At 61.8% G+C, this 26052-nt stretch carries 23 protein-coding genes; 17 read left to right on the top strand and 6 right to left on the bottom strand.

The annotated features are described in order from the left end of the window. Positions 1-192: 192 nt before the first annotated feature. From waaF to HBO11_RS21220, 8 genes are all read left to right on the top strand, one after another. Positions 193-1227 carry a lipopolysaccharide heptosyltransferase II gene (gene waaF / locus HBO11_RS21255; RefSeq protein ID WP_169952302.1) on the top strand — a complete coding sequence of 345 codons (1035 nt, stop codon included), beginning with the start codon at positions 193-195 and terminating at the stop codon, positions 1225-1227. Position 1228: 1 nt separating this feature from the next. Beyond that, the gene (gene waaC, locus HBO11_RS21250; protein ID WP_169952300.1) at positions 1229-2290 is read left to right on the top strand and encodes a lipopolysaccharide heptosyltransferase I; all 1062 of its coding nucleotides are present in this window, start codon (positions 1229-1231) and stop codon (positions 2288-2290) included. Further along, positions 2290-3411, top strand: coding sequence for a glycosyltransferase family 4 protein (locus HBO11_RS21245; RefSeq protein ID WP_169952298.1), 1122 nt, complete (start codon positions 2290-2292; stop codon positions 3409-3411). The genes waaC and HBO11_RS21245 overlap by 1 nt, the downstream gene beginning before the upstream one ends. Continuing rightward, positions 3411-4217: a lipopolysaccharide core heptose(I) kinase RfaP gene (rfaP, locus tag HBO11_RS21240; RefSeq protein WP_169952297.1), complete on the top strand. Its 807-nt coding sequence runs from the start codon at positions 3411-3413 to the stop codon at positions 4215-4217. The genes HBO11_RS21245 and rfaP overlap by 1 nt, the downstream gene beginning before the upstream one ends. After that, positions 4217-4951, top strand: coding sequence for a lipopolysaccharide kinase InaA family protein (locus HBO11_RS21235; RefSeq protein WP_169952295.1), 735 nt, complete (start codon positions 4217-4219; stop codon positions 4949-4951). Before rfaP ends, HBO11_RS21235 begins: the two co-directional genes overlap by 1 nt. Beyond that, complete coding sequence (locus HBO11_RS21230) at positions 4948-5700, top strand: lipopolysaccharide kinase InaA family protein (protein ID WP_169952293.1); 753 nt, start codon at positions 4948-4950, stop codon at positions 5698-5700. Before HBO11_RS21235 ends, HBO11_RS21230 begins: the two co-directional genes overlap by 4 nt. Then, a complete protein-coding gene (locus tag HBO11_RS21225; protein WP_169952291.1) occupies positions 5700-7151 on the top strand; it encodes a lipopolysaccharide kinase InaA family protein in 1452 nt (483 codons plus the stop codon). The genes HBO11_RS21230 and HBO11_RS21225 overlap by 1 nt, the downstream gene beginning before the upstream one ends. Before the next feature lie 209 nt (positions 7152-7360). After that, positions 7361-7672, top strand: coding sequence for a hypothetical protein (locus tag HBO11_RS21220; protein ID WP_169952289.1), 312 nt, complete (start codon positions 7361-7363; stop codon positions 7670-7672). Between the two features lie 151 nt (positions 7673-7823). Here the strand turns inward: HBO11_RS21220 and HBO11_RS21215 are convergent, their stop codons facing one another. Beyond that, positions 7824-9935 carry a TonB-dependent receptor gene (locus HBO11_RS21215; RefSeq protein WP_169952287.1) on the bottom strand — a complete coding sequence of 704 codons (2112 nt, stop codon included), beginning with the start codon at positions 9933-9935 and terminating at the stop codon, positions 7824-7826. A gap of 163 nt (positions 9936-10098) precedes the next feature. Here HBO11_RS21215 and HBO11_RS21210 point away from each other — a divergent pair, with 163 nt between their 5' ends. The 4 genes from HBO11_RS21210 (at position 10099) to HBO11_RS21195 (ending at position 14877) form a co-directional block, all read left to right on the top strand. Continuing rightward, positions 10099-10440 carry a YceK/YidQ family lipoprotein gene (locus HBO11_RS21210; RefSeq protein ID WP_346266505.1) on the top strand — a complete coding sequence of 114 codons (342 nt, stop codon included), beginning with the start codon at positions 10099-10101 and terminating at the stop codon, positions 10438-10440. 151 nt (positions 10441-10591) lie between these two features. After that, a complete protein-coding gene (locus HBO11_RS21205) occupies positions 10592-12346 on the top strand; it encodes a carbamoyltransferase (RefSeq protein ID WP_169952285.1) in 1755 nt (584 codons plus the stop codon). Further along, on the top strand, positions 12339-13244 hold the full coding sequence (locus tag HBO11_RS21200; protein ID WP_169952283.1) for a glycosyltransferase family A protein: 906 nt from the start codon (positions 12339-12341) through the stop codon (positions 13242-13244). The genes HBO11_RS21205 and HBO11_RS21200 overlap by 8 nt, the downstream gene beginning before the upstream one ends. Before the next feature lie 160 nt (positions 13245-13404). Beyond that, entirely contained in the window at positions 13405-14877 is a 1473-nt protein-coding gene (locus tag HBO11_RS21195; protein ID WP_169952281.1) for a hypothetical protein, read from the top strand. 2 nt (positions 14878-14879) lie between these two features. Here HBO11_RS21195 and HBO11_RS21190 read toward each other — a convergent pair whose 3' ends face one another. Next, on the bottom strand, positions 14880-15536 hold the full coding sequence (locus tag HBO11_RS21190; RefSeq protein ID WP_169952279.1) for a phosphotransferase: 657 nt from the start codon (positions 15534-15536) through the stop codon (positions 14880-14882). A 124-nt stretch (positions 15537-15660) separates the two neighbouring features. Between HBO11_RS21190 and msbA the strand changes: the two genes are divergently transcribed. From msbA to HBO11_RS21175, 3 genes are all read left to right on the top strand, one after another. After that, positions 15661-17481, top strand: a complete 1821-nt coding sequence (gene msbA / locus HBO11_RS21185) for a lipid A export permease/ATP-binding protein MsbA (protein WP_169952278.1) — start codon at positions 15661-15663, stop codon at positions 17479-17481. 105 nt (positions 17482-17586) lie between these two features. Then, entirely contained in the window at positions 17587-19023 is a 1437-nt protein-coding gene (gene hldE / locus HBO11_RS21180; protein WP_169952276.1) for a bifunctional D-glycero-beta-D-manno-heptose-7-phosphate kinase/D-glycero-beta-D-manno-heptose 1-phosphate adenylyltransferase HldE, read from the top strand. A gap of 11 nt (positions 19024-19034) precedes the next feature. Beyond that, positions 19035-19964, top strand: coding sequence for an NAD-dependent epimerase/dehydratase family protein (locus HBO11_RS21175; protein ID WP_169952274.1), 930 nt, complete (start codon positions 19035-19037; stop codon positions 19962-19964). Positions 19965-19991: 27 nt separating this feature from the next. Here the strand turns inward: HBO11_RS21175 and HBO11_RS21170 are convergent, their stop codons facing one another. The 4 genes from HBO11_RS21170 to HBO11_RS21155 all read right to left on the bottom strand — a co-directional run bounded on the left by HBO11_RS21170 (position 19992) and on the right by HBO11_RS21155 (position 23403). Then, a complete protein-coding gene (locus tag HBO11_RS21170; RefSeq protein ID WP_169952272.1) occupies positions 19992-20957 on the bottom strand; it encodes a metal ABC transporter ATPase in 966 nt (321 codons plus the stop codon). A gap of 41 nt (positions 20958-20998) precedes the next feature. Continuing rightward, the gene (locus HBO11_RS21165) at positions 20999-21811 is read right to left on the bottom strand and encodes an aldo/keto reductase (RefSeq protein WP_169952270.1); all 813 of its coding nucleotides are present in this window, start codon (positions 21809-21811) and stop codon (positions 20999-21001) included. Further along, the gene (locus tag HBO11_RS21160) at positions 21808-22983 is read right to left on the bottom strand and encodes an FAD-dependent oxidoreductase (RefSeq protein ID WP_169952268.1); all 1176 of its coding nucleotides are present in this window, start codon (positions 22981-22983) and stop codon (positions 21808-21810) included. Before HBO11_RS21160 ends, HBO11_RS21165 begins: the two co-directional genes overlap by 4 nt. Before the next feature lie 84 nt (positions 22984-23067). Further along, positions 23068-23403, bottom strand: a complete 336-nt coding sequence (locus HBO11_RS21155) for a multidrug efflux SMR transporter (RefSeq protein WP_099170110.1) — start codon at positions 23401-23403, stop codon at positions 23068-23070. Positions 23404-23508: 105 nt separating this feature from the next. On the opposite strand from HBO11_RS21155, the gene HBO11_RS21150 reads away from it, so the two are divergent. Then, positions 23509-24399 (top strand): LysR family transcriptional regulator, encoded by an 891-nt coding sequence (locus HBO11_RS21150; RefSeq protein ID WP_169952266.1) that lies wholly within the window; start codon positions 23509-23511, stop codon positions 24397-24399. Positions 24400-24422: 23 nt separating this feature from the next. After that, a complete protein-coding gene (waaA, locus tag HBO11_RS21145; protein WP_169952264.1) occupies positions 24423-25700 on the top strand; it encodes a lipid IV(A) 3-deoxy-D-manno-octulosonic acid transferase in 1278 nt (425 codons plus the stop codon). Positions 25701-26052 lie beyond the last annotated feature (352 nt).

The following is a 26052-nucleotide window of genomic DNA, read 5'->3' as shown; positions in this document are numbered from 1 at the left end:
ACAGCGACCCCAATTGAATGTGGAGACCGGCTTTATGTGGGAGCGGGCTTGCCCGCGATGCAGGCGCTGCGGTCTGGCTGACAGCACGCGGTGATGCTATCGCGGGCAAGCACGCTCCCCCACACACCGTGACCTACAGTAATTATCGAGGCGGGGAGGCATGAGCCTCCCCGAATCGTTTGTGGAAACTACATGAATATTCTGATCGTTGGGCCCAGTTGGGTCGGTGACATGGTGATGGCGCAGACACTGTTCCAGTGCCTGAAACAGCGTCATCCCGACTGCCAAATCGACGTGCTCGCCCCCGAGTGGAGCCGGCCGATCCTGGAGCGCATGCCCGAAGTACGGCAGGCCTTGAGCTTCCCGCTCGGCCATGGCGCGCTGGAACTGGCGACCCGGCGGCGGATCGGCAAGTCCCTGGCCGGCCAGTACGACCAGGCGATCCTGCTGCCCAACTCGATGAAGTCGGCCCTGGTGCCGTTCTTCGCCGGCATCCCCAAGCGTACCGGCTGGCGCGGCGAGTTCCGTTATGGCCTGCTCAACGACGTGCGCAAGCTCGACAAGGCCCGCTACCCGCTGATGATCGAGCGCTTCATGGCCCTGGCCTATGCGGCCAATGCCGAGCTGCCGACACCGTATCCACGGCCGAGCCTGCAAATCGACCCGGTCACCCGCGATGCAGCCCTGGCCAAGTTCGGCCTGAGCCTCGACCGCCCGGTGCTGGCACTGTGCCCAGGCGCCGAGTTTGGCGAGTCCAAGCGCTGGCCGTCGGAGCATTATGCGAAGGTTGCCGAGCTGAAAATCCGCGAAGGCTGGCAAGTCTGGCTGTTTGGCTCGAAAAACGATCATTCGGTGGGGGAGGACATCCGCCAGCGCCTGATCCCCGGCCTGCGCGAAGAAGCGGTCAACCTCAGTGGCGATACGTCCCTGGCCGAGGCGATCGACCTGCTGTCCTGCGCCGACTCGGTGGTGTCCAACGACTCTGGCCTGATGCACGTGGCCGCCGCGCTGAATCGCCCGCTGGTGGCGGTGTACGGTTCCACCTCGCCAGGCTTCACGCCGCCGTTGGCCGACAAGGTCGAGGTGGTGCGCCTGGGCCTGGAGTGCAGCCCGTGCTTTGACCGCACCTGCCGTTTCGGCCACTACAACTGCCTGCGCCAGTTGCTGCCCGACTCGGTAGCCCAAGCCTTGCAGCGCTTGCAGGGCAACGTGGTCGAGGTTCATTGAGTTGCGGGTACTGGTAATCAAGACCTCATCCCTGGGCGATGTGATCCACGCCTTGCCTGCATTGACCGACGCGGCCCGGGCGATCCCGGGGATCCGTTTCGACTGGGTGGTGGAAGAGGGCTTCGCCGAAATCCCCACCTGGCATCCGGCGGTGGACAAGGTGATCCCGGTGGCGATTCGCCGCTGGCGCAAGAACCTTTGGCAGACCTTCAAGAGCGGCGAATGGCGCCGCTTCAAGAAGCAGATCCAATCGACCAAATACGACCTGGTGATCGACGCCCAGGGCCTGCTGAAAAGCGCCTGGCTGACCCGCTATGTGCGGGCGCCGGTGGCGGGCTTTGACCAACATTCAGCCCGCGAACCCATCGCCGCGCGCTTCTATTCCCGGCGCCTGGCGGTTGCGCGTGGGCAGCATGCGGTGGAGCGCCTGCGCCAGTTGTTCGCCGTGGCCCTGGGCTATGACCTGCCCAAAGGCCTGGGGGATTACGGCCTGAGCACCGAAAAACTGCTCGGCCTGCCGCCGAAGAAGCCCTTTGTGCTGCTGCTGCACGGCACCACCTGGGACACCAAGCACTGGCCCGAAGCCTATTGGCGCGACCTGGCCGAACGCATGGGCAGCCTGGGGGTGGACGTGAAGTTGCCATGGGGCAATGCCGCCGAAAAGGCCCGCGCCGAGCGCCTGGCCCAAGGCCTGGCCAACGCCGAGGTGCTGCCCAAGCTGAACCTGGCCGGTGTGGCGCGGGTACTGGCCGGCGCCAGGGCCTGTGTGGCGGTGGATACCGGCCTCGGGCACCTGGCCGCCGCGCTGGATGTGCCGACAATTTCCCTGTTCGGCCCGACCAACCCGGGCCTGACCGGTGCCTACGGCAAGGCGCAGATCCATCTGGGCAGCGATTTCCCCTGCGCGCCCTGCCTGCAAAAGAAATGCACCTACCAACCGACCGCTGAAGACCAGCGCCGGTTTGATCTCAAGCGCGAGTGGCCGTTGTGCTTCACTCGCCTGAACCCTGAGCGTGTGGCCAGCCGACTGAGCACGTTGTTATTGGCTGAGGAGCTGCACTGATGCAACTGGCATTTGTACTGTACAAATATTTCCCCTTTGGTGGCTTGCAGCGCGATTTCATGCGCATCGCCCTGGAGTGCCAGCAGCGCGGCCACCAGATCCGTGTCTACACCCTGATCTGGGAAGGCGACGTGCCCCAAGGTTTTGAAGTGCTGGTGGCGCCGGTCAAGGCGTTCTTCAACCATCGGCGCAACGAGAAGTTGACCGCCTGGATGCAGGCCGACCTGGCCAAGCGCCCGGTGGACCGTTTGATCGGCTTCAACAAAATGCCTGGCCTGGATGTGTACTACGCAGCAGACGGCTGTTTTGAAGACAAGGCGCAGAACCTGCGGCACTCGCTGTATCGCAGCTTCGGCCGCTACCGGCACTTTGCCGAGTACGAGCGCGCGGTGTTTGCCAAGGACGCCAAGACCCAAGTGCTGATGATCTCCCAGGTCCAGCAGCCGCTGTTTATCAAGCACTACGACACGCCGCTGGCGCGCTTCCACCTGCTGCCACCGGGTATCGCCCAGGATCGTCGGGCGCCGCCGAATGCGGCCGAGATCCGCGCAGGCTTTCGCGCCGAATTCAACCTTGCGCACGATGACTTGCTGCTGGTGCAGATCGGCTCGGGTTTCAAGACCAAGGGCGTGGATCGCAGCCTCAAGGCACTGGCCGCACTGCCGCCAGACCTGAAAAAGCGCACCCGTCTGTTTGTAATTGGCCAGGACGACCCCAAAGTATTCCAATTGCAGAGTGCTACCCTTGGCCTGGGCGACAATGTGCAGTTCCTCAAGGGGCGCAGCGATATCCCGCGTTTTTTGCTGGGCGCCGACCTGTTGATTCACCCGGCGTACAACGAAAACACCGGGACCGTGCTGCTCGAAGCCCTGGTGGCCGGGTTGCCGGTATTGGTCACGGCGGTGTGTGGTTATGCCCATTACATCAGCGAGGCCGATTGCGGGCGTGTGCTTGACGAGCCTTTCGAGCAGGCCCAGCTCAACCAGTACCTGGCCGGGATGCTCAGTGATCAGCAGCAACGTGCGGCCTGGAGCCGCAATGGTCTGGCCTTCGCCGAGACGGCCGACCTCTATAGCATGCCGCAGCACGCTGCGGATGTAATTCTGGCGGAGCAACACTGATGAAGTTGATTCTTGCCGAACCGTTCAAGAGCCTTTGGGCCGGGCGCGATGCGTTCGCCGAAGTCGAGCTGTTGGAGGGTGAGGTTTACCGTGAACTGGAAGCCCGTCGCACCTTGCGCACCGAGGTGGATGGGCGCGGCTACTTTGTGAAAATCCACCGTGGCATCGGCTGGGGTGAAATCTTCAAGAACCTGTTCACCGCCAAATTGCCGGTGCTGGGCGCCGGGCAGGAGTGGCAGGCGATCCAGCGCCTGCACGAAGTGGGCGTCCCGACCATGACCGCCGTGGCCTACGGCGAACGTGGCGCCAACCCGGCCGACCAGCATTCCTTTATTGTCACCCAAGAGCTGGCGCCGACCATCAGCCTGGAAGACTTGAGCATGGACTGGCTCAAGCAGCCGCCCGAGCCGCGTCTCAAGCGCGCGCTGATTGCCGAAGTGGCGCGCATGACCGGGATGATGCATCGCGCCGGCGTCAACCATCGTGACTGCTACATCTGCCACTTCCTGCTGCACACCGACAAGCCGGTGACGGCCGATGACTTCAAGCTGTCGGTGATCGACCTGCACCGCGCCCAGGTGCGGCCGCGCATCAGTCAGCGCTGGCGCAACAAGGACCTGGCGGCCCTGTATTTTTCGATCCTGGATATCGGCCTGACCCGCCGCGACAAATTGCGCTTCCTCAAGGGCTACTTCCAGCAGCCCCTGCGCCAGATCCTGGCCGAGGAAGGCGCGTTGCTGCAGTGGCTGGAGCGCAAGGCCAGCAAACTCTATGACCGTAAAATCCGCTACGGAGGCGCGCTCTGATGGCGGGTTGGAACCTGGAACCTGCTTACTCGGAGCTTGTGGACGATTTTGGTAGCCTCGACGCGGTGTTCGCCCTGCAAGGCGAGCGGCTGACCCGAGACCCACTGTCCGAAGTGATTCGCGTGGAGCGCGGTGGGGTCAACTACTACGTCAAGCGCTACACCGGCGCCGGCAAAGGCTTGCGGCGTTACCTGGGCAAGCCACGGGTCAAGTCCGAATGGCAGAACCTCAAGCGCTTCGCCAAGTGGGGCATCCCCACGGCCGAAGTCGTGGCCTGGGGCCTGGAGCGCAAGGGCCTGGCCTATGACCGTGGGGCGATGATCACCCGCGAGTTGCCGCGCACTGAAGACCTGGCGGCCCTGGCCGAACGCAAGGACCCGCAATTGTCCGACCCGGTGTGGGTCGACAAGGTCAGCCGCCAGCTCGCCGAATACACCCGGACCATGCACGACCACCGGTTTACCCACAACGATTTGAAGTGGCGCAACCTGTTGATCGACGACCAGCAGACCCTGTACCTGATCGACTGCCCCAACGGCGACTTTTGGCGCGGCTTCTGGCTCAAATACCGGATCACCAAGGACTTGGCATGCCTGGACAAGGTCGCCAAATACCACTTGTCGGCCACCCAGCGCCTACGCTTCTACATGCAATATCGTCGGCGCAAGCACCTGAACACATCGGATAAACAGCGGATCCGCCATGTGCTGAAGTTTTTCGAGGGACGCGAATGAATGACTTCCTGGCAACTGAAGACCGGGCCTTGCTGGAGCGCAATGGCCTGGCTGACTTCGATGCCCTGTGGGCCAGGCAACTGGATGCAGTGGACGAGCCCAACACCAGTCGCGGCGGCTGGAGCAGTGTGTTCCGCCTGGAGCTGGAGGGCCGTGGCTTCTACCTCAAGCGCCAGAGCAACTACCTGACGCGCACCCTGCATCGGCCGTTTGGCGAGCCAACCTTTGCCCGCGAGTTTCGCAATATCAGCCGCTATCGGCAGAAGGCGATCCCAGCCTTGCAGGCCGCCTTTTATGGCGAGCGCAAAGTTGCCGGCGAATACCGCGCCTTGCTGCTGACCCGCGCGCTGGATGGCTGGAATGACCTGGATTCACTGCTGGAGCAGTGGCCGGCCCTGAGCGAAGCCCAGCACCACGCAATCCTCGTGGCCTGCGGCCAATTGGCGCGCAAGCTCCATGGTGTCGGCCAGGTGCATGGCTGTTTTTACCCCAAGCACATCTTCCTGCAGGCCACCGGCGACGGTTACGCGGCGCAGTTGATCGACCTGGAAAAAACCCGGCCGCTGTTGCTGGGCCGGCGTGATCGGGTCAAGGATCTGGAGCCGCTACTGCGCCGTGCCGGGGCATGGACCGCAGAGCAGGTGCGGCAATTTCTGGCGGCTTACCTCGACCAGCCGGTCGACAGTTCGCTGGTGGATACCTGGGCAACTTACCTGGCGGGGCGCCGCAGTCACAAGGAGGCCCGCTGATGCGGCTGTCTGAACTCAAAAACGCCGGGCGCACCCCCGCGTTGCCCTTGAGTATTGAGTTGGCGGATGCAGCGGGCCCTGGGCAGTTGCAGCTGCTGAGCGTGTTGCGGGTGTTGCCCGGCCAGCGTTATGTGGGCGCGGCCATCTGGCGCGGCCGGCCGGTGCTGGCCAAGTTGCTGGTGGGTAGCAACGCCGCGCGACATTTCCAGCGCGAACTCCAGGGCGTGCGCCTGCTCGCCGAGCAAGGCCTCACTACCCCGCTGTTGCTTGCCGACGGCCTGCAAGACGGCGAGGGTGGCTGGCTGCTGTTCGAGTTTCTGGAAGGGGCCCAAAGCCTGGCCGACGCCTGGGCGGCAGTCGAAGCCTTGCCGCTCTTGGCCGATGAGCAACAGGCGGTACTGGCCCAAGCGCTGGGTGCGATTGCCCAGATGCACGCCAAGGGTTTGTGGCAGGAAGATCTGCACCTGGACAACCTGATGCGTCAGGCTGACAAGCTGTATTTGATCGACGGGGGGGGCATCTGCGTCGAGCAGGCGGGTAAACCCCTGTCACGTAACCGGGTGCTGGAAAACCTCGGGGTGTTTTTTGCCCAGTTACCGAGCGACCTCGAACCGTTTACCGAAGAATTACTGGTGCACTACCTGTTAAGCAACGGCGAGCACGCGTTGCCTCTGGAAGCCTTGCAAAAACAGGTGCGCAAAGTGCGCGCATGGCGCCTGAAAGACTTCATGGGCAAGATCGGCCGTGAGTGCACCTTGTTCAGCGTAGTGCGCGGGGCCTTTGGGCTGCGCGCCATCCGGCGTGAAGAAGAAGCCACCCTGCTGCCAGTACTGGCACAGGTCGATGGGCTGATCGACCAGGGCCAGATGTACAAGGCCGGCGCCTCGGCCACGGTGGCCAGGGTGGATGTCGCGGGGCGGCCGCTGGTGATCAAACGCTACAACATCAAGGGTTTTACACACTGGCTCAGGCGCTTCTGGAGGCCCAGCCGCGCCTGGCACGCCTGGAGCGAAGGCAACCGCCTGACATTCCTGGGGATTGCCACACCCAAGCCCCTGGCGCTTCTGGAACGACGCTTTTTCTGGCTGCGCGGCCGGGCTTATCTGGTCACCGAGCACCTGTCCGGGCCCGACCTGATCGAGCACCTGGCCCCTTACGTGGACAGCGGTGAGGTGCCCGAGCCTGAACTGCTGGCCCTGGAGCGCCTGTTTGGCGAACTGATTCGCGAGCGGATCAGCCACGGTGACTTCAAGGGTCGCAACCTGTTCTGGCAGGGAGGGCGTTGGGTGCTGATAGATCTGGATTCGATGTGTCAGCATGGCTCGCTGAGCAGCTTCGCACCGGCGTTTGCCAAGGACCGTGCGCGGTTTATGCGCAACTGGCCGGCTGATAGTGCTTTGTATCGCGTGATTGATCAGCGCTTGCCCAAGGTGAGCGCGTTAGTTAGGTGATCCGCGTGAGGCCGTCATAAGTCGTAGCGATTTTTTCAGGTCTGGGAAATCACAGTGTTTTCGAAGGCAAGGGGCATTACTTAATATTTTGATTAAGTAGTGCTCTGGACATTGTTCGTTGGGGTTAATAGGTTGTATAGACGCTTGATAAAAATATCTTATATAGATGTTTATTGAGTGATCGAAATGTTAATTCCGGGAGTGTGCAAATGACTTCGATAACAGGTTTTCAATCGTTTTCTTTTTACAGTGATCTGGCCGGTGAAAATAAGCCGATAGATCCGGTGAATCCAGCAAGTCCGATAGATAAAGTGCAGTCGGGTGTCCGCAATCCAAAGGACACAACCGCTGGTGATGACGCTGAATTTTTTAACGCTGATACCCAGGAATGGCAGCCAACCGCCTCTAATGGCAAAGGTGATGGCGGTTATGTGAACTTTGGTGATCCCTATCGAGAGCCCATAGATCATGAACTGGTTTACGGGGCTAATGGAGAGTGGCAATTAAAGGCTGATGGGTGATTGCTCAAAAGTTGAGTAGGTGTTTGCGTTTATAGTTCTTTATGATTTTGGTGGGTACTTTTCCAAAGTGTAGGGGCTGAGTTATGGGAAGTGTCTGTTATTGATGTGGGAACCAAATGGGCAATGTTGTTTGCCCATTGGTTTTTATCACTCAAAAACTGTACTGGGCTCCTGCGCCCGCATACCACGACCTGCCGGGCGCGGCTTCGTAATAACGATCGTTGCCATCGCCGACAATCACCGAACCGACGTACTGGCGATCCAGCAGGTTGTCCAGGCGCAGGGTCTGGTGAAAGGTCCAGTGTTCGACCTTCTGCTCAAAGCGTGCACGCCAGTTGAAAACGCTGTAACCCGGAGCAGCATGCTTCTGGTTGGTGTCTTCGACATAGATCTTGCTGCGGTACACACCTTCGACGGCGGTACTCACCCAGTCTCGTGGTTTCCAGTTCAGTTCGGCAAAGAGCGTGGTCTGTGGGACGCCGGGTAGGTAGTTGCCCTTGTCCACGGTTTTGCCGCTATTGCTGAAGTTGCTGTCGTAGGTGGCTTGCAGGCGGGTGTAGGCGAGGTTGGCGCTCCACTGTTCGCTCAGTTGGCTTTCGATGCCCAGCTCAAAGCCACGGCGCAGGGTGCGGCCGGCGTTTTGGTAGCTGGTGCGTCCATCCTTCGATGCATTGACCACCAACTCATCTTCCGTAGTTATTTGGAATACGGCAGCGTTGACCCGCGTGTTGTTGTTCACCTGGGCCTTCAAGCCCACTTCATATTGAGTGCTTTCTGACGGCTTCAGGCCGAAGTTGAAGCCTTCGATGGCGCCCGGGGCGTAAGCCATTTCGGCCTGGGTCGGCGTTTCGAAGCCCTTGCCGGCGCTGACGTAGCCGTGCAGGTCTGGGGTGAAGGCGTACATCACGCTCATCGAGGGTGTGTTCTTCTGGTAGGTCTTATTGCCGCTGGCATCGCCATTGCTCAGGAACTGGTCATCCACGTCCATTTCCATGGTGCTGTGGCGCAGCCCGGCTTGCAGGGTCCAGCGCTCGATGGCCCAGTTGGCCTGGATGTACGGGTCGAGGCTGCGGGCGGTGTCGATTTCATTGCGGCGTAATTCGCCTTTCACGCCGAGGGTGTTGCCGCTGTAGTTCTGGTAGCCGTGGCGGCTGTCTTCGCTCTGGTCGAAGTCCAGGCCGGTGATGATCATCAATTCGCCCGGCACGCTGTCGATGGGCTGCATCCAGCGCACGCCACCGCCGTAGAACTTGCGGTCGAATTGCACCACGCCGCCGCCGCGTTCGTTGGCCGGGTTAAGCCCTCCGCTCATCGTGAACTTTGGAATCGACAAATACTGAATCACACTCCGCCGCCCGGTATAGGCATTCACCTGCAACGTCGCATCGCCAATGTACCGCTCGTAATTCATCCCCAGTTGCTGATGATCAATGCTCTTGCGCGTGTTGTACGCCAGGGCATTGCTGCTTACCGAACGCGGGTCGGCCTTGTAGCCTGCCCAGGTTTGCCCCAGCGGGTCTTGGGTGCCGTTTTGCTCCAGGCTGCTATAGATCAGGGCCAGCTTGCTGTCGTCATCGGGTTCGAGGTTGAGCTTGGCGAAGGTCTGGTCACGGCGGGCGCTGCTGTGGTCGCGGTAGCCGTCGGTGTCCATGCGCGAGGCATCGAGGACAAACCCGGCGCCCTGCACCGCGCCTTCGGCGCTGAGGTGGTTCTTGTTCAGGCCGTCGCTGCCAAACAGGGTTTCGGCGCCGATACGGGGCGGGCCTTCGCCATTGCGCGAGAACATCTGGATCACCCCGCCGGCGTTGCTGCCATACAGGGTGGCGGCCGGGCCGCGCAGTACTTCGATGCGGTCCGCTGTGTCGAGGTTGAAGGTGGCGGCCTGGCCCTGGCCATCCGGGGTGCTGGCGGGGATGCCATCGGCAATCAGCTTGATCCCGCGCACGCCAAACGCCGAGCGCGCGCCAAAGCCGCGGGAGGAAATCTGCAGGTCCTGGGCGTAGTTCTGGCGGTTCTGCACCACCAGCCCCGGCACGCGGGACAGGGCCTCCGAGGCATTGATACCCAACTGGCCGTCGCTGATCTGCTCACGGCTGATGCTGTCCACCGAGTAGGGCAGGTCGAAGCTGCGACTGGCGCTGCGCGAACCTGTCACCACGCTGGGGTCGAGGATCAGCAGGGCATCTTCGGCCAGGGCAGTTTGCTGCAGGCCCGGCAGGCTCTGGAGCAACATCGCAAAACACGTGGGGGCAACAACTTTCATGAGCAAACCAACTTCCATGACGCGCAGCGCGGGCGCGGAAAAAGGGCGCGAGTTTAACGATTCTGCGCGGCGTTTTTTGAAGAATATTCCCGCAAAATGCCGGCATATTCGTCTTACACAGTCTTGGGTTAGGCTGTGCGCCCCATACCAAAGAGGGTTACCCGTGAATCCTACAAACATTCTGCTGCTCGCCGCCATTGTCCTTTCGACCACGGCCTGCGGCACCCTGAATACGGTGTTTCGCGAAGACGCGGTGGCCAGCCAGAAGCTCAAGGACCTGCGCAGCCACTGCGAGAGCGTGCCCCGTATCTACAGCGGGGTGGTGTATGACTTCTGCTCCCTCAATGGCGAACCCAACAGCAAAAAAAGCCTGGAAGACCAGCAGATCGCCTCGGTGCCGTGGATAGCCATTGATTTCGTGCTATCGGGCGTTCTCGATACTTTGGTACTGCCCTACACCGTCTACCGGCAAAATCGAGACGGCAGTATCGAGATTTTCCGATGATGCCTCTTGTTTCTCCGTGCCATTTGCGGCTAGAGGCGTTTTGCCGCTTTTAAGCTATAATCCCGCCCTTTAGCTTTTCTCGCCGAGGCGAGGGGCTCACATTTTTTCAGGCGCCAGCGCCTGCATGCAGACTAAAAGAGGCTAGACCCCAGTGGCATTGACGATTCTTGGCCTGTCCGGCGCCCTTAGCCATGATCCTTCCGCAGCGTTGTATATCGACGGCAAGCTGATCGCGGCCGCCGAAGAAGAGCGCTTCGTACGCGATAAACATGCAAAGAACCGCATGCCCTACGAGTCGGCGAAGTTCTGCCTGGAACAGGCTGGCATCAAACCCTCCGACGTTGATGTGGTGGCGATCCCGTTTGCCCCGATCAGCTTGTTCGGCGAGGCTCGCTGGCACTATGCCAAGCGTTACTGGTATGCCCCGGACCGCGCCCTTGACGCGATCCTGATGGGCAACCGGCGCTACAAGCGCTACCGCAACAAGATTGTCTGGTGCCTGGAGCAACTGGGCTTCGATCCGAAGAAGATCAAGATCGAGCCGGTTGAACACCACCTGGCCCACGCTTCCAGCGCCTATCACTGCTCGGGTTTCCAGGAGAAGACCGCGATCCTCGGGATCGACGGCAAGGGCGAGTACGCCACCACCTTCTTCGGCTACGGCGAAAACGGCAAGATCCACAAGATCAAGGAATTCTACGATCCGGACTCCCTGGGCGGCCTGTACGGCGCGATCACCGAGTTCCTCGGCTTTGAAATGCTCGACGGCGAGTTCAAGGTCATGGGCATGGCGCCGTATGGCGATGCCAGCAAGTACGATTTCTCGCGCCTGGCTTCCTTTGAAAATGGCGAACTGGTGATCAACACCGACTACGCCAACGTCATCGGCCTGCGCCGCTATAAAGAGAAGGGCAAGGGCTTCTACTTCTCGCCAAAACTGATTGAGTGGCTGGGTCCCAAGCGTGAAGGCGACATCGCCGACGAGCCGTACATCCACTACGCAGCCAGCATGCAGGCGCTGTTCGAGAAACTGGCCTTGCAGATGATCGACCATTACCTGGGCGATATCCTCAAGGAAACCGGCAAGCTGGCCTTCGCCGGCGGCTGCGCGCTGAACGTCAAGTTGAACCAGAAGATCATTGCCCGCGACGACGTCAAGGAGCTGTTCGTGCAGCCGGCGTCCGGTGATGCCGGCACTGCCGTGGGCGCGGCGGCCTATGTGTCCCATGCCCGTGGGGTACCGGTAGAGAAGATGGAACACGTCTATCTCGGCCCGTCCTACAGCAATGAAGAAGTGATTGCCGCGTGCGCCAAGCACCCGAGCAAGCCGAAGTGGCGCCAGATCGACGACATGCCCAAGCGCATCGCCCAGATCATGGTCGACGGCAATCCGGTGGCCTGGTTCCAGGGCCGCATGGAGTTCGGCCCGCGCGCCCTGGGCGGACGTTCGATCATTGGTTGCCCGAGCGCCGTGGGCGTGGCTGACCGGATCAACCACCAGATCAAGTTCCGCGAGCGCTGGAGGCCTTTCTGCCCGTCGATGCTCGACACCGTGGCCCCGCAGATGATCAAGGTCGATCACCCGGCCCCGTTCATGACCTTCACCTTTGAAGTGGCCGAAGAGTGGAAAACCCGCGTGCCGGAAGTAGTCCATGAAGATGGCACCTCCCGCGCCCAGGTGCTCAAGCGCGAGTACAACCCGCGCTACTACGACATGATGAAAGAGCTGGAAGTGCTGACCGGCAACGGTGTGTCCCTGAACACCTCGCTCAACCGCCGCGGCGAAGCGATGATCTGCTCGCCGACCGACGCCCTGAACATGTTCTTCGGCTCCGATCTGCAGTACCTGATCATGGAAGACATCCTGGTCGTCAAAGACGGTGTGGAAGGGCAAGCCGTTGACTGAAGCACTGATTGGCGTCGTCATCCCGGCCTACAACTACGCGCGCACCCTGGGGCGCGCGGTTGAGTCGGTGCTGGCGCAACTCGACGAAGCCGATGCGCAGCTGTTGGTGATTGATGACGGCTCTACCGATGAGACGCCGCAGGTGCTGGAAGCTCTGCTGGCCAAGCACCCTGGGCGTTTCCAGGCCCTGCGCAAGCCCAATGGCGGCCTGGCCTCGGTGCGCAATCGCGGGATTGAGGAGTCTGCGGGCCAGTACCTGATGTTCCTCGACGCCGATGATGAAATGGCCCCAGGCGCCTTGGCCCTGGTTGCGCAGCATATTGCTGCTCACCCGGATAGCCGCCTGATCATCGGTGGCCACTGGTCGGTATTTGAAGATGGCAAGCGCCGCCTGCATGCCGTCAAGCCGCTGCCTGCCACCCCATACCAGCGGGTTCGCGGGTACTTGCTGGACAAGACCATCGCGATCTCCAATGGCGCTTGCGCCATGCACCGGGACATCTTCGCGGTGGGCAACTACCCGGAGCGCATGCGTAACGCCGAGGATATCCCGGTGTTTGCCCAGGCCCTGGCGCGCGTGCCTTGCACGGTCATCGACCAGCCACTGGCGCTGATCTACAAGCATGCGGACAGCCTGCGACATGACATCAACCACAGTGTCGCGGCGGGCGTGAGCCTGGTAGACGAGGTGTTTTCGCCGGTGCGTATGCCAGCAGAGTTGCAAGGCCTGCGCAGTGCGTTTCTCGCGCAGCGCTGCCTGTCGTTGTTTCGCAATTGCTTCAGTGCTGGGGAATACACGCTTGCCAGGCAGTTTTACTGCCAGGCGGTACGTACCGACTGGCGCGCCCTGACGCGCTGGTCGTACACACGCAAGGCGCTTCAGCTGATGTTCAAGTAAGCGCTTTATAGCCTGTTACGCTACGCCGGGAATTACCTATGCAGCGCCAGAGTTGATTGCAATGACTGGGCGCTGGGTTTTCGTGGTGCAGTGGTTTTTCTGAAATGTATGTTTTCAAATCTTGTGCACGCGATGTGACGCCAGGTTTTAAGGGGGGGGTGTGGTTGGAATAGGCAGCAAGTTGTGGGCCCGGGTGTTGAGTATTGTCGTCGAGCATCCCGTTCGAGTGGCATTTTTTGGGAGCCTGCTGCTGTCCCTGATCGCTGTGCTGGGCGCAGCGACTGTCGGACGTGATGCGGCTTTCTACCTGACCATTGCCCAGGACGCTCACGTCCATGGCCCGAAAGCCGCCTTTGCCGTATTCAACTGGCCCTGGTTCTCCCTGCTCCTGGCGGGCACCCATTCGGTTTCAGCCCTGCCCATAGAACTGAGTGCGTACTTGTGGTGTTCGCTGTTTGCTGCCGGTACCTGTGCGCTACTGGTTGACTGCGTGCGCCAGCGCTCGGTGCAGGTGGCGCCTTGGGCTTGCCTGGTGGTGTTGGCGATGCCTGCGTTCAACCAGTTTCGTGGCGAGATCCTGCGTGAGTTCGGCTTCTGGTTCTTCTGCATCCTGACGCTTTGGCTGGCCATGCGCTGGCAGGCCCGCGGTGGATGGCTGCGGGCGGCAATCATCCACCTGGCGATTGTCGCGGCGGCAGCCTTCCGGCTGGAAGCGTTGTTGCTGTTGCCGGCGTTGGGCTTATGGCAGTTGCCTGGCCTGTGGGTGCGCGAGCGGCGCCTGGCGCTCCTGCAGTTTGTGGCGCTGCCGCTGTTGGGTGTCGTGGCGGGGATAGTGCTGGTCTCGGCCACGGATGGTTTTACATCGGCTCGCGTTGACTACTATCTGGGCTTGATCAACCCCAACCAGGTGCTGGCGTCGTTTGACTTGCTGCGCGATCAGTTCGCCAACTCGCTGATCAACAAGTACTCCCAGGATGAAGCCGGACGCATCATCTTTTTTGGCATCCTGGCGGCCATGGCCATCGGCTTTGTAAATATTTGCGGTCCGTTTGCCGTGCCGTTTTTGCGTGGCCGCAATTGGCAGGCGATCAAGCGCTACTGGCACGAATACCGGCCTTTTGCCTGGGCGGCGCTGTTGTACCTGTTGGTATTGCTGCTGTTCTTTATCCAGCAGCAGTTCATGAACTTGCGCTACATGAGCTTCCTGAACCTACTGTTTGTGCCGGCGCTGGCCTTGGCGATGCAGATGTTTGCCCAACAGTTCCCGCGCCTGGGCAAGGCCCTGGTGGCGGTCTGCCTTTTGGTGATGTTGTCCAATGTGGTGTCCACCGGGCCGGGCAAGGTCCAGTACGTTGACGCGGGGCGCTGGATGGCGGCGAATGTCGAGCCGGATGTCCCAGCGTATTTCGATGACGGCCGGATCGGTTATTACGCCGGGCGTGGTTATCTGCTCAAGCAATTGACCCGGGAAGCGGCGATGTCGCCGGCCTATGCGGATCAATTCCGCTATTTCCTGATCGAAGCCCGCGGTAACGAGCCCTGGCTCATCAGTTGGCTGGCCGAGCGCAACATGCGCATCGTCGAGCGCTTCGCCAATCGCCGAGGCGCCACGGTGCTGATCATCACCCGGTGAAGTCAGTCCAGTAATTGCCGCAGGCGCTCAATCAGCGGTGCCTGCTGACTGCCGGCCGGCAAGCCCTGGCGATAGCCATCGAAGAAGGCTTGCCCGGCATCATCGCCCAGCAGCCATTGCCGATCCTCGGGATAGCGCCGCAGATGGCTGAAGTTACGCAGGCGCTTGCTCTGGCTCAGGGCGGCGGCCTGGCAACTCAGGTCGGCAATGTCGATCAGCCCCAGGGTGTTTTCCGGAGTCAGGACCACGTTGCCAAAGTGCAGCGAGCGAAAGTACACGCCCTTCTCATGCAGTTGCGCAATGAAACAGCCCAGGCGCACACGCAAGGCGTCGGCCTCGGCCTTGGCGAGTTTCAACTGGCGGATGGTTTCCCCGGCCAGCGGGCTGTAATACACCGCGTCCCGCGCAATGCTGGGAATGCGATACACCGCAATGATGCGCGGGCAGGGGATATCCCGTTGCTGCAATGCGCGGGTGTTGTTGGCGAAGCGCTGGGCATACGGGTAGAACAGCGCCGAACTGAGCAGGCGCTTGCGCCGGAACAGTTTGAGCATGCAACCATCGGTCAACCGGAGCACCTTGTCGCCAGAACCATCGGCTTCCAGCACCTGCGCGCCGGCGCGCAATGCCTCATAGGTGTTGTGATCGATTACTTGCATGCCTGACTCCCATCAATAGCCGGTTATCTTAACCGACTTGATGCAAGGCTGGCCCCTGCTCATGTTTTTTGGGGCGAAGAGGCCTGTGATATGATCCGCGCCTTACTGATTTGCGCGGATTCCCATGAGCAGTCCTGAACCGAAAACCCAGTCGACGCTGGCGATTTACTTCCGCCTCCTGACTTACGTACGGCCTTATGTGGGTCTGTTCATCCTGAGTATCGTCGGGTTCCTGATCTTCGCATCGACCCAACCGATGCTCGCTTATATCCTCAAGTATTTCGTCGATGGCCTGGCGAATCCCGAGGCCAGCCTGTTCCCCGGCAACCCCTATCTGGGCAAGTTGCAGTTACTGGAAACCGTGCCGCTGATGATCGTGCTGATCGCGGCCTGGCAGGGCGTGGGTTCGTTCCTCGGCAACTTCTTCCTGGCACGGGTTTCCCTGGGCCTGGTCCACGACCTGCGCGTGGTGCTGTTCAACAAACTGTTGGAGTTGCCCAACCGCTTTTTTGACAAGAACAACTCCGGCCACCTGATTTCGCGCATTACCTTCAACGTCACCATGGTCACCGGTGCTGCCACCGATGCGATCAAGGTGGTTATCCGCGAAGGCATGACCGTGATTTTCCTGTTCTGCACCCTGGTGTGGATGAACTGGAAGCTGACCTTGGTGATGCTGGCGATCCTGCCGGTGATCGGCATGATGGTGAACAGCACCAGCCGTAAATTCCGCAAGCAAAGCAAGAAAATCCAGGTGTCCATGGGCGACGTGACCCATGTGGCCTCCGAGACGATCCACGGCTACCGTGTGGTCCGCAGCTTTGGCGGCGAGAAATATGAAAAGGTGCGCTTCGAGCAGGCGAGCCTGAGCAATACCGAGAAACAACTGGCGATGACCAAGACCGGCGCGGTATACACGCCGATGCTGCAGTTGGTGACCTACAGTGCGATGGCCGTGGTCATGTTCCTGGTCCTGTATTTGCGTGGCGATGCCTCGCCCGGCGACCTGGTGGCCTACATCACCATGGCCGGCCTGTTGCCCAAGCCGATTCGCCAGCTATCCGAAGTCAGCTCGACCATCCAAAAGGGCGTGGCGGGTGCCGAGAGTATTTTCGAGCAGTTGGATGAGCCGGTCGAAGTCGACCAGGGCGTGATCGAGCATGAACGTCTGGCTGGGCGCATTGAAGTGCGCAACCTCAGCTTCCAATACCCGGAAAGCGACAAGAAGGTGCTCAACGACATCAGCTTTATCGTCGAGCCTGGGCAAATGGTCGCGCTGGTGGGGCGTTCGGGCAGCGGCAAGTCGACCCTGGCGGGCTTGATCCCGCGCTTCTATCAGCACGAACAGGGGCAGATTCTGCTCGACGGCGTACGCGTGCAGGATTTCACCCTGCGCAACCTGCGCCGGCAAATTGCCCTGGTGACCCAGCAAGTCACCTTGTTCAACGACACCGTGACCAACAACATCGCCTATGGCGACCTGGCTGGCGCGCCCGCCGACGCGGTGCACCATGCCGCTCGCGAAGCCTATGCCGACGAGTTCATCGTGAAGATGCCCCAGGGCTACGAAACCCTGGTGGGCGAGAATGGCGTGCTGCTGTCTGGCGGCCAGCGCCAGCGCATTGCGATTGCCCGGGCCTTGCTCAAGGATGCGCCGCTGCTGATTCTCGACGAGGCGACTTCGGCCCTGGACACCGAGTCCGAGCGTCATATCCAGGCGGCCCTGGACCATGTGGTGAAGAACCGCACGACCCTGGTGATTGCCCACCGCCTGAGCACCATCGAGAAAGCCGACCTGATCCTGGTGATGGACGACGGCCAGATTGTCGAGCGCGGCACCCATGTCGAGCTGCTGGCGAAGAACGGTTACTACGCCCGTTTGCACGCCAAGGAGTTCGAAGAAGGTGACCCTGTGGCGCCCTCCCACGTGACTGATGCCTATTGAGGCGCTATTGCAGCCAGGCTGGGATCGACCGCCAGGATTGAATCGGTCGATGCTTTTCCCTGTGCTAATATCGCGCCCCTGTTCATTTTGTATGTGGGTTGCTCCATGAAGTTGTCCATGCCGCGATTCGATCAAGCCCCTGTCTTGGTGGTCGGCGATGTCATGCTCGACCGTTACTGGCATGGCGGTACCTCACGGATTTCCCCTGAGGCACCGGTACCGGTAGTCAAGGTCGAGCAAATCGAAGACCGTCCAGGCGGCGCTGCCAACGTCGCCCTTAACATCGCTGCACTCGGCGCCCCGGCCTCCCTGGTCGGCGTGACCGGTGACGACGAAGCCGCCGACAGCCTGACCAACAGCCTGCGCGGCGCTGGCGTGCGTGCCCTGTTCCAGCGCATTGCCCACCAGCCGACCATCGTCAAGCTGCGGGTCATGAGCCGTCACCAGCAATTGCTGCGTATCGATTTTGAAGAACCCTTCGCCACCGACGCCCTGGCCCTCAGTGACCAGGTCGACACGTTGCTCGAAGGCATCAAGGTGCTGGTGCTGTCGGACTACGGCAAAGGCGCGTTGAAAAACCACCAGGTGCTGATCCAGGCCGCCAAGGCCCGGGGCATCCCGGTGCTGGCTGATCCCAAGGGCAAGGACTTCTCGGTCTACCGGGGCGCCAGCCTGATCACGCCGAACCTCAGCGAATTTGAAACCATCGTCGGCGGTTGTGTCGATGAGCACGACTTGGTGAGCAAAGGCGCACGCCTGATGGCCGACCTCGACCTCGGCGCCTTGCTGGTGACCCGTGGCGAACACGGCATGACCCTGCTGCGCCCCGGCCACCCGGCCATGCACTTGCCGGCGCGAGCGCGGGAAGTATTCGACGTCACCGGCGCCGGCGACACCGTTATTTCCACCCTGGCGGCGGCGATCGCAGCCGGTGAGGAATTGCCCCACGCGGTGGCCCTGGCCAACCTGGCGGCGAGCATTGTGGTGGGCAAACTGGGTACGGCATCCATCAGCGCCCCGGAACTGCGCCGTGCGATCCAGCGCGAGGAAGGCTCGGAGCGTGGCGTGTTGAGCCTTGAGCAATTGCTGCTGGCGATTGACGATGCCCGTGCCCATAACGAAAGCATCGTTTTCACCAACGGTTGCTTCGACATCCTGCACGCCGGCCATGTGACTTACCTGGAGCAGGCCCGCGCCCAGGGTGATCGCCTGATCGTGGCGATCAACGACGACGCTTCGGTCAGCCGCCTCAAAGGCCCTGGCCGGCCAATCAACAGTGTGGATCGGCGCATGGCGGTCCTGGCTGGGTTGGGCGCGGTGGACTGGGTGATCAGTTTCTCCGAGGGCACCCCGGAAAACCTGCTGGCCCAGGTCAAGCCGGACGTGTTGGTCAAGGGCGGCGACTACTCGGTCGACCAGGTGGTCGGCGCCGATATCGTCAACGCCTATGGCGGCAAGGTCAAAGTCCTGGGGTTGGTGGAAAACAGCTCGACCACCGCGATTGTCGAAAAAATTCGCCAAACCAACGATGCTGCTCAATAGGGTTTGCCGCTATGTCTGATGCTCTCGTACTGATTACCGGTGGTGCTGGCTTTATCGGTTCCAATCTGGTCGATGCACTGCTGGCCAAGGGCTACGCGGTGCGCGTGCTGGATAACCTGTCCACCGGCAAGCGCAGCAACCTGCCGCTGGACAACCCACGCCTGCAACTGCTCGAAGGCGATGTGGCCGATGCCGCACTGGTCGCTCGTGCAGCGGTAGGGGTTACGGCGGTAGTGCACCTGGCGGCAGTCGCTTCGGTGCAGGCGTCGGTGGATGACCCGGTCAGTACGCACCAGAGCAACTTCGTGGGTAGCCTCAATGTTTGCGAAGCCATGCGCCAGGCTGGGGTCAAGCGTGTGGTGTTTGCTTCCAGTGCGGCGGTGTATGGCAACAACGGCGAAGGCGACTCCATCGATGAGCAAACCGCCAAGGCACCGTTGACGCCATACGCTTCGGACAAGCTGGCCAGCGAGCACTACTTTGACTTCTACCGTCGCCAGCATGGCCTGGAGCCGGTGATTTTCCGCTTCTTCAACATTTTTGGGCCGCGCCAGGATCCTTCATCGCCGTATTCCGGGGTGATCAGCATCTTCAGCGAGCGCGCGCAAAAAGGCCTGCCGATTGCCGTGTTCGGCGACGGTGAGCAAACCCGTGACTTCATGTACGTCGGGGATCTGGTGGCCGTGCTGGTGCAAGCCGTGGAAATGGCCGATGCGCCGCTGGGCGCGATCAATGTCGGCTGGAACCGCACCACCACCCTCAAGCAGTTGCTGCAGGCGCTGTCGCAAATCGTCGGCTCATTGCCGGCTGTCAGCTACACCGCGCCGCGCTCGGGAGATATCCGGCATTCCAGGGCCAACAACCAGCGCTTGGCGGCGAGCTTCACATTGCCTGAGCCGACGCCGTTGACGGTTGGGCTGGAAAAACTACTCAACCAATAGATACCGCTCGCCACAGGCGGGGCTGCTTCAGCGACCCGCCTTCTTCGGCACCATCTTGCGCAAGATCTGCCTGGCCCGCCCGGTCAACTGGCTCAACTTCGATTCCTTCTCTGGCGCGCTCAGGCCCTGTTGCCTGAGCCAGTCCTTCCAGCGGATCCGCTCATCGCGCACCAGCCAGCCTTCCTGCTGGGCAAAACTCTCGGCCAGGTATAAGCCGCGCGTGCTCGCCGGGATCAGTTGATCCTTCTTCAGGGTATACAGCTCGGCGCACGGCTGGCCGTCCTTCAGGGGCATCAGGTACAGGTCCGGGCGCTGGCGGTCCAGGCGCGCCACCAGTTGATCGCCCTCCAGGCGTTCGTCCACATGGAACAGGCTCAAGGACTTGGCTTCCTTGGGCACTTCCAGGCGCAGGTCATAGATCAATTGCAGGGAGGCCGTGGGCAGGTGCACATAGGCCCGGGGGCGTTCGATCAGTTGCATGCTGGCGCAGCGCACCGGGCGGGCGGCGCCGGACAGCGGTGACAGGCGAAACGGCAAGGCCTCACGGTAATGCAGCGCGCTGGAGTAGGGCGCCGGCAGCCAGGTGTCGTTGAAACGCCCGCCGAGCCAGCCTTCCGGGGTTTCCAGCAGGCATTCCTCGGCGATTTCCTGGATGGCCGTGTGCAACGGCAGGTTCAGTTCATGGGCCGGCACGTAGCCGGAAATCAGCTTGAGCACCACATCGCCACGGTCCTGCCGGCGCTGGCGCACCAACACCCAGTAATCGCGGTTTTGCCAGTGCAGTGTCAGGCGCACCGATACGCCGAGGTTGGCCAGTTCCAGGGCGAAGCGTTCGGCATCTGCCACCTCCACCGGCTTGCGCCGTTGCAGAGTCTGGGCAAAGTTGAGCGGCATGCCCACGCTCTGGTAGCTCAGGCCTTCGGGGGTGGCTTCGACGTACAGCGGCAGTGTTTTAAAGTTACTGGGGTTTTTTCTTATGAGCGTTCGCGGCATGTCGGCTCCTTCTTGCGTCGGGGTCGGCCGCGTCGGCGGCATCAGGATTGGCGAATGATCTTGGCAGCGGTTGCCACGTTATGGGCAAGGTGCAGCGGGTTGATGGTCCCGACAATAGCACTGGCCACGCCCGTTTGCGCAAACAACAAGACGAAACTGGCATGAATTGGATCCACTCCAGGCTCAAGGCATGCATGGCCGCTGGCCAGGGCCTTTTTCACCAGGATGCCTTTGCCATGGGCGGCGGCGTAATCGATCACGGCTTTTTCGTTTTGCTCGTTCAGATTGTAGGTGACCATGGCGCAATCGCCTTGTTCCAGAGCCTTCACGCCGCCTTCGACGGTTTTGCCGGAGAAGCCGAAGCCGCGAATCTTGCCCTCGGCCTTGAGCTGCGCCAGGGTCTGGTAGACCTCGCAGTCATTGAGGATATGCAAGTCATTGCCGTCGGAATGCACCAGCACCAGGTCGATGAAATCCGTTTCCAGGCGTTTCAGGCTGCGCTCCACGGAGAGCCGCGTATGGGCCGCGCTGAAGTCATGATGGGACACGCCGTCGGCAAACTCTTCGCCGACCTTGCTGACAATCACCCAGTCCTGGCGCTGGCCGCGCAACAGCGGCCCCAGGCGCTCTTCGCTATGGCCGTAGGCCGGTGCGGTGTCGATCAGGTTGATCCCCAGCTCGCGCGCCTGGCGCAGCAACATCCGCGCTTCTTCATCATTGGGGATCTGAAAACCATTGGGGTACTTCACCCCCTGGTCGCGGCCCAGCTTCACGGTGCCCAGGCCCAGCGGCGATACCAGCAGGCCGGTGCTGCCCAGGGGGCGATGAAGGTCATGCAGGGTCGGCAGGCTCATGGCAATAATTGCTCCCAGGCGGGTTGGGCGATGGCTGGGCGTGGCAGTTCAGGCAGCGGCGTGCTTGGGGTTGGCTGGATGCCGTCACGTTCCAGGGCGCTGAGCACGCGGTCGGCGAAGTCCGGCGCCAGGGCCAGCTTGGTTGGCCAGCCCACCAACAGGCGGCCCTGTTCGGCGAGGAACGCGTTGTCTGGCCGGGTCAGGCCCGTTTGCAGGGGTTCGGCGCGATCCACCCGCAGGGTTGCCCACTGGGTCTGGCTCATGTCGATCCACGGCAGCAGGTGCGCCAGCTCCTTTTGCGCGGTGGCGATTTGCTCGGCGGGCGTGCGGTGCACGCCTTCGGTCTCGGCAATATCACCGCCCATGTACCACACCCAATGGCCATCGGCGGCCGGGTGCGTGGTGATGGTGATCCGTGGCTTGGTGCCGCCGCCCAGGCAGTGCGCGTACAGGGGTTTGAGGCCGGGGCCCTTGGCGATGATCATATGCAGCGGGCGCTTTTGCATGGCCGGCTGGCTCAGGCCCAGGGCCGTCAGCAGCTCGGCGGTGCCGCCGCCGGCACTCAGCACGATGCGCTGGGCGCGGATCGCCCGGCCATCGACTTTCAGGCCGACCAGGATGCCGCCTTCCAGCAGCGGCTCGATCTGTTGCCCGGCGAGCAGGCCGTCGCCGGCCAGTTGCGCCAGGCGTTCGATCAGGCTCGGCACGTCCACCACCAGTTCGGCCAGGCGATAGACCTTGCCCTTGAAGCGGCGGTCTTGCAGGGCCGGCGGCAAATCGTCGCCCTTGACCTGGTCGACGCGGCCACGCACCGCCTTGCTGGCGAAGAAACTGGTGAGGTTGCCGGCCAGGGTGCCGGGCGACCACAGGTAATGGGCCTGGGACAGCAGGCGCACGCCCGTCAGGTCCAGCTCGCCGGTGCCCGCCAGCGCTTCACGCCAGCGTCGCGGCATGTCGGCAATGGCTTCGGAAGCGCCGGTCAGGGCACCGTGCAAGGCGTATTTCGCACCACCGTGAATGATCCCCTGGGACTTCACGCTCTGCCCGCCACCCAGGGTCGCGTTCTCCACCACAATCGTGGAAAACCCCTGGCTGCGCAGGCGCGCGTTGAGCCAGAGGCCGGCAACCCCGGCGCCGACAATCAGGACGTCGGTGGAAATAACGGATGGCATGGGCGACCTCAGTGTTCAGAACAAGAGGCCAAGTATACAGACTCGACAGCGGGATCTTTGCCCAGGATCAACAACTGTAGAAGGTCAGTGGCCGGCTGTTTTCGAAAACAACTGAATCACCACCACGCCCAGCACGATCAAGCCCATCCCCAGCATCGCCGGCAGATCGAGCTTCTGCCCATAGATAAACAGCGCTGCGATGCTGACCATGACGATCCCCAGCCCCGCCCACACCGCGTAGGCCACGCCCACCGGTACGGTGCGCACCACCAGCGTGAGCATCCAGAACGCTACGCCGTAGCCGACGATAACCAGCAGCAGCGGGATTGGCGTGCTCCAGCCCTTGATCGCTTTCATGGAAACGGTGGCGATCACTTCCGAGCAAATGGCAATGGCCAGGTAGTAGTAGGCGGCGTTCATGGGGGTGTTCCTCGGAAATAGGGGCGCATAACAAGGCCGGCATTCTAGAGAATCCGTAGATGGGGTAAAGTCATTACCTATCCGAATTTAAGATGGGTTTGGCCAATGAGCGTGCAATGGAACCTGGAGCAGATGCGCCTGTTTGTCAGCGTCGCCGAGCAGCGCTCGTTTTCGGCGGTGGCACGGCACCAGCGCAAGGCGCAGTCGGCGGTGAGCAATGGCATTGCCTTGCTGGAGGCCGACCTGGGCGTGAGCCTGTTTGAGCGTAGTAGCGGTCGCCAGCCACGCCTGACCGAGGCCGGCACTGTGCTGCTGGAGGAGGCCCGGGAAGTGCTGCGCCAGTGTGAGCGCCTCAATGGCCGGGCCCTGTCGTTGATGCGCGGCGAAGAAGCGCGGCTGCGCCTGGCCCAGGACGAAGCCATGCTCTATCAGCCGGTACTCGACAGCCTAGAGGCGCTGGCCGGGAAATTTCCCAGCCTGGAGGTGCAGTTGTCCAGCACGGCCCAGGGCGATGTCGCGCGCAAGCTGGTGGAGCGCAAGGCTGACCTGGGGTTGCTGTTTTACCACGACCAGATCCCCGAAGCCCTTGAGCGGCGGGTGGTTGGCAGTGTGGAGATGGTCACGGTGTGTGGCGTCGGGCATCCGTTGGCCAGGGAGGGTTTTGTCGATTGCCAGCGCCTGGCGCAGTTTCGCCAATTGCTGATGTCGACCCAGACCAGCGTTTACCCCGGCAGCGAGGCGGCCAGCCCGCAGGTGTGGCGCGCCGACAGCTTCTACGTGCTGGCCGAATGGCTGGCCCGTGGCCTGGGCTGGGCCTGGTTGCCCCGGCATGTGGTGCAATACCCGACCTATCACGGGCAGATGGTCGAGCTGGACAGCGAATGGACGCCACCGGCCCTGGTGGTGGAACTGGTGTGGCGGCGCGATGAGCCCCTGGGCCCAGCCGCGCGCTTTCTGGCCGAACGTTTTACCGCGTGTTTGCAGGCGATCGGCTGAAAAAGCCGATAAACTCCGCCGCCATGAATAGAACTCTCTACAGCTGTCTGTTTTACCTGGCGCTGCCGTTGGTGGCTTTACGACTATGGCTACGTGCCCGCAAGGCGCCAGCCTACGCCAAGCGCGTCAGCGAGCGCTTTTCCTACGGTTTGCCGGTACTCAAACCCGGTGGGATCTGGGTGCACGCGGTGTCGGTGGGCGAGAGCATCGCCGCCGCACCGATGATCCGCGGCTTGCTGGAGCGTCATCCACAGCTGCCGATCACCGTCACCTGCATGACGCCCACCGGTTCCGAGCGGATCCAGGCACTGTTTGCCAACGAGCCGCGCATCCAGCATTGCTACCTGCCCTACGATTTGCCGTGTGCCGCCAAGCGTTTCCTGGACCGGGTCCAGCCCAGGCTTGCGGTCATCATGGAAACCGAGCTGTGGCCCAACCATATTCATCAATGCGCCAAGCGCGGGATACCCGTGGCCCTGGCCAATGCGCGGCTGTCGGCACGTTCGGCCAAGGGTTACGGGCGTTTCGCCAAATTGACTGCGCCGATGCTGGCAGACATGAGCCTGTTCGCGGTGCAGACCGCCACCGAGGCCGAGCGCTTTCGCAGCCTGGGCGCGCGCCCGGAAACGGTCGAAGTCACCGGCTCGATCAAGTTCGACCTGACCATCGACCCAGCGCTTTTGGCACGCGCCGCCGCGTTGCGTGAGCAATGGCAGGCCAGCGAGCGCCCGGTATGGATCGCCGCCAGTACCCACGAGGGCGAAGATGAAGTGGTGCTGGCAGCCCACCGGCAGTTGCTCGCCAGCTACCCCAACGCGCTGTTGATCCTGGTGCCCCGTCATCCGGAGCGGTTCAACACGGTGCTGGAGCTGTGCCAGCAGCAGGGTTTTGCCACGGTGCAGCGCTCCAGTGGGGCGCCGGTCGATGCCGACACCTCGGTATTGCTTGGCGACACCATGGGCGAGCTGCTGTTTCTCTACGCCTTGGCCGACAGCGCCTTTGTCGGCGGCAGCCTGGTGCCCAACGGCGGGCACAACCTGCTGGAGCCTGCGGCGCTGGCCAAGCCGGTGATCAGCGGCCCGCACCTGTTCAACTTCCTCGAAATCGCCGCAATGATGCGCGACGCCGGCGCGTTGCAAGAAGTGGATGATGCCCAGGGGTTGGCCGAGGTAGTGCGGCAACTGTTCGAACTGCCACAGGATGCGCACAAGCGGGCGCTGGCGGGGCTGAAGGTGATGCAGGCCAATCAGGGCGCGTTGAAGCGTTTGCTCGATGGCTTGGACAGACTGCTCAAACCCTGAACCAGCTCGGTCAAAAATGTAGGAGCTGGCTTGTCGGGTCGCCGCATCGCTGCGATAGCGGTAGGCCAGTCAACACATCCTTACATGACCCACCGCCATCGCGGGCAAGCCCGCTCCCACAGGGATCTCGGTTGGGCACAGGACGTTGCACACACCACACACCAACTGTAGGAGCTGGCTTGTCGGGTCGCCGCATCGCTGCGATAGCGGTAGGCCAGTCAACACATCCTTACATGACCCACCGCCATCGCGGCTAAGCCCTCTCCCACAGGGGATCTCGGCTGGGCACAGGACGTTGCACACACCACACACCAACTGTAGGAGCTGGCTTGCCTGCGATAGCATCACCTCG

It is taken from the genome of Pseudomonas sp. WS 5010, from assembly GCF_012985565.1.
In the GTDB taxonomy this organism is placed as follows: Bacteria; Pseudomonadota; Gammaproteobacteria; order Pseudomonadales; family Pseudomonadaceae; genus Aquipseudomonas.
The sequence above is the reverse complement of the archived record's forward strand: the minus strand, read 5'-3'. Positions and strand labels throughout refer to the sequence as shown.

Bases quoted from the DNA above. Each gene is read 5' to 3' on its own strand.
- HBO11_RS21230 (WP_169952293.1), top strand. From the start codon at position 4,948: ATGAATGACTTCCTGGCAACTGAAGACCGGGCCTTGCTGGAGCGCAAT.
- HBO11_RS21215 (WP_169952287.1), bottom strand. From the start codon at position 9,935: ATGAAAGTTGTTGCCCCCACGTGTTTTGCGATGTTGCTCCAGAGCCTG.
- HBO11_RS21150 (WP_169952266.1), top strand. From the start codon at position 23,509: ATGAGCGTGCAATGGAACCTGGAGCAGATGCGCCTGTTTGTCAGCGTC.
- HBO11_RS21190 (WP_169952279.1), bottom strand. From the start codon at position 15,536: ATGCAAGTAATCGATCACAACACCTATGAGGCATTGCGCGCCGGCGCG.
- HBO11_RS21225 (WP_169952291.1), top strand. From the start codon at position 5,700: ATGCGGCTGTCTGAACTCAAAAACGCCGGGCGCACCCCCGCGTTGCCC.
- rfaP (WP_169952297.1), top strand. From the start codon at position 3,411: ATGAAGTTGATTCTTGCCGAACCGTTCAAGAGCCTTTGGGCCGGGCGC.
- HBO11_RS21155 (WP_099170110.1), bottom strand. From the start codon at position 23,403: ATGAACGCCGCCTACTACTACCTGGCCATTGCCATTTGCTCGGAAGTG.
- HBO11_RS21175 (WP_169952274.1), top strand. From the start codon at position 19,035: ATGTCTGATGCTCTCGTACTGATTACCGGTGGTGCTGGCTTTATCGGT.
- msbA (WP_169952278.1), top strand. From the start codon at position 15,661: ATGAGCAGTCCTGAACCGAAAACCCAGTCGACGCTGGCGATTTACTTC.
- HBO11_RS21160 (WP_169952268.1), bottom strand. From the start codon at position 22,983: ATGCCATCCGTTATTTCCACCGACGTCCTGATTGTCGGCGCCGGGGTT.
- waaF (WP_169952302.1), top strand. From the start codon at position 193: ATGAATATTCTGATCGTTGGGCCCAGTTGGGTCGGTGACATGGTGATG.
- HBO11_RS21170 (WP_169952272.1), bottom strand. From the start codon at position 20,957: ATGCCGCGAACGCTCATAAGAAAAAACCCCAGTAACTTTAAAACACTG.
- hldE (WP_169952276.1), top strand. From the start codon at position 17,587: ATGAAGTTGTCCATGCCGCGATTCGATCAAGCCCCTGTCTTGGTGGTC.
- HBO11_RS21235 (WP_169952295.1), top strand. From the start codon at position 4,217: ATGGCGGGTTGGAACCTGGAACCTGCTTACTCGGAGCTTGTGGACGAT.
- waaA (WP_169952264.1), top strand. From the start codon at position 24,423: ATGAATAGAACTCTCTACAGCTGTCTGTTTTACCTGGCGCTGCCGTTG.
- HBO11_RS21165 (WP_169952270.1), bottom strand. From the start codon at position 21,811: ATGAGCCTGCCGACCCTGCATGACCTTCATCGCCCCCTGGGCAGCACC.
- HBO11_RS21245 (WP_169952298.1), top strand. From the start codon at position 2,290: ATGCAACTGGCATTTGTACTGTACAAATATTTCCCCTTTGGTGGCTTG.
- HBO11_RS21220 (WP_169952289.1), top strand. From the start codon at position 7,361: ATGACTTCGATAACAGGTTTTCAATCGTTTTCTTTTTACAGTGATCTG.